2 protein-coding genes are annotated in these 895 nt (G+C 61.2%); both read right to left on the bottom strand.

The window, feature by feature from the left end:
* Nucleotides 1–301: hypothetical protein (locus NZ773_16175; protein MCS6803464.1), on the bottom strand; the 301-nt coding region annotated here is incomplete at its 3' end.
* Nucleotides 302–313: 12 nt separating this feature from the next.
* On the bottom strand, nt 314–895 hold a 582-nt coding region (gene csm3, locus NZ773_16170), incomplete at its 5' end, for a type III-A CRISPR-associated RAMP protein Csm3 (GenBank protein MCS6803463.1).

Genomic DNA, 895 nt, shown 5'->3' with positions numbered 1-895 from the left:
AGCGGATTTTCTTAAGCGCCTTGCTATCGTGTTGGAACCCCTGCGCCACGAAGCCGGGCAGGCGCGGCGGGCAGGGATAGAAGCGCACCCCTGCCGCCAGTGGGAAGGCCGAGGTGAGCGTGAACGGCGACTGCCCGCCTTTGAGCGTCGCATCCACATCCACACCGGTTTGCGCCCACGCCGTCACGAGAGCGGCGAACAGGCTATCGGAGGGGATCCACTCCTGCGCCGCCTCACGCCCGACGCCGACGAACTCGCCGAGGTGCAGCGCCCCGCGCAGAGTCAGTTCATAAAGGGCCATGCGGCCTCCTTTTCACTGCGCCAGTTTGTTTCTTAGCCAGCTCAGCACGGTGTCCTTTTGCGCGGCCAGTTTCGACAGGTCGTCGGCGGTGAACTTCTTGTCATCTTCGGCATATTGCGGGCCGTAGCGCAGTTTCAGGCTCAGGTTGCGGAAGGCGATCTTGCCGCTGCCGCGCGAGCCGTGCCCGCCCAGATAGTCATCTTCCAGCAACTGCATAGCCTCGATCACATGCCAGAACAAGTCGGCATCGCCGGGCAGGTAGGCGTTGAAGATGATTTCCATCGGCCCGAAGACGGCCCCGGCGGGCACGCGCTCGATTTGGCGCGGCGTAGCAGCGGCGGTCACCCGGTCAATCGCTGCCTCCCACTTGACTTCGGTGAAGGGGAGGTCGGTTTTGGCGTTTAGCAAATCCTCGCGCGACTTTTGCGTGAGCGGAACGTCACGCACAATCAGGCGATTCGGAGCTTCAATCCAATCTCCGCCATCACCAGTAACACCAAAGACTGGATTTACCCAGTAAGCCTTGTACTCCTCGGCATTGCGAGCCGTATGAATTTCTACTTTGCCCTGGCCATCACGTTTGCCTGGGTTAAC

The organism is Dehalococcoidia bacterium (assembly GCA_025054935.1).
In the GTDB taxonomy this organism is placed as follows: Bacteria; Chloroflexota; Dehalococcoidia; order SpSt-223; family SpSt-223; genus JANWZD01.
Note: the sequence above shows the minus strand (reverse complement) of the source record. Positions and strands in the feature narration are given on the sequence as shown.